The 1,468-nt window shown below is 75.3% G+C and carries 2 protein-coding genes; one reads left to right on the top strand and one right to left on the bottom strand.

Annotated elements, in window-relative coordinates:
- The first annotated feature begins 134 nt into the window (after window positions 1-134).
- Complete coding sequence (locus DQ238_RS22520) at window positions 135-932, top strand: trans-aconitate 2-methyltransferase (RefSeq protein WP_113783475.1); 798 nt, start codon at window positions 135-137, stop codon at window positions 930-932.
- Here the strand turns inward: DQ238_RS22520 and DQ238_RS22515 are convergent.
- On the bottom strand, window positions 911-1,288 hold the full coding sequence (locus tag DQ238_RS22515; RefSeq protein ID WP_199506523.1) for a hypothetical protein: 378 nt from the start codon (window positions 1,286-1,288) through the stop codon (window positions 911-913). The genes DQ238_RS22520 and DQ238_RS22515 overlap by 22 nt on opposite strands.
- Window positions 1,289-1,468: the final 180 nt, after the last annotated feature.

The following is a 1,468-nucleotide window of genomic DNA, read 5'->3' as shown; positions in this document are numbered from 1 at the left end:
ACCAATCCTGCAGGTCTGTGCACGACACAGCATCATTGTCTCGGCAGCACCGCATCCTGAACAGCAGCACGCCGGAGCACGATCACCGCGTTGCCACGCCAAGGCTGTAGCCCTGTAGTACTAGGGTCGGGTCCGTGACCCGTAGCGCCGCGTGGGACCCGGCCGGTTACCTGCGCTTCGCCGACGAGCGGGCCCGGCCGTTCACCGACCTGCTGGCCCGCGTCGGCGCCCGGGAACCACTGGTCGTGGTCGACCTGGGCTGCGGGGAGGGTGCGCTGACCGCGTCGCTGGCGGCCCGCTGGCCCGGCGCGCGGGTGACCGGCGTGGACTCCTCACCGGACATGCTCGCCGCGGCGGCCGCGCACGCGGTCCCGGGCCGGGTCGAGTTCGTCGCGGGTGACGTGCGCGACTGGCAGCCCGGCGCGCCGGTCGACGTCCTGGTCACGAACGCCGTCCTGCACTGGGTGCCCGGTCACGCCGAGCTGCTGCGCCGGTGGGCCGGCCGGCTGGCGCCCGGCGGTTGGCTGGCGCTGCAGGTCCCCGGCAACGGGCGGGCGCCGACCCACGCGCTGCTGGCCGACCTGTGCCGTTCGCCGCGCTGGGCGGGGCTGCTGGCCGACGCCGCGCCGGCGGCCGACGCGGTGCTGGACCCGGCCGGCTACCTGGAGGTCCTCACCGGCGAGGGGCTGGCCGTGGACGCCTGGGAGACCACCTACTTGCACGTGCTGTCCGGGGACGACCCGGTGCTGGGCTGGGTGCGCAGCACGGTGCTGCGGCCGGTGCTCGCGCGGCTCGACGCGGACGACGCCGCCGAGCTGACGGCCGAGTACGCCGCGGCGCTGCGGGAGGCGTACCCGCCGCGGGTCGACGGGACGACGCTGCTGCCGTTCCGCCGGGTGTTCGCCGTCGGTCAGGCGGGCGCGAGCCGGTAGGTGCCGGTGCGGTAGGACAGGTCGACGAGGTCGCGGCCGCGGGTGTCGGAGTGGGTGGCGAGCAGCGCGCGGACCCGGCCGAGGAACTGCCCGCGCCGGGCGTCGTCCACGGTGGCGACGTAGCTGCGCGTGGCGATGCCGGCGACGACCTGCTCCGGGCTGGTCCGCTGGACGGTCCCGGAGCGGGCGTGCTCCACGCGGGCGTCCAGCGCGCGGGCGAACTGCTCCACGACGGTCTGGTCGGCCTCGTGGTCGCGCGACTCGGCGGCCAGCACCTCGCCCAGGGCGGCGGCCCAGGGCACCTGCTCGTCGCGGGTGTTCCACACCAGCTCGACCACCCCGCCGGGGCGCAGCACCCGGCGCATCTGGACGGCCGCCGGCGCGGGGTCGAACCAGTGGGCGGCCTGTCCCTGAGTTCCGCAGCTGAGCTCGGTTCCTGGTGACGGGACGGCGCGTTTACCCAGGTCGTGGCGGAGGCAGTTCGGCGGGACTCCGGAGTGCCTGGTAACGGAGCTTGGCGCGTAACCGCTTGTCTA

The organism is Geodermatophilus sp. TF02-6 (assembly GCF_003319115.1).
In the GTDB taxonomy this organism is placed as follows: domain Bacteria; phylum Actinomycetota; class Actinomycetes; order Mycobacteriales; family Geodermatophilaceae; genus Geodermatophilus.
Note: the sequence above shows the minus strand (reverse complement) of the source record. Positions and strands in the feature narration are given on the sequence as shown.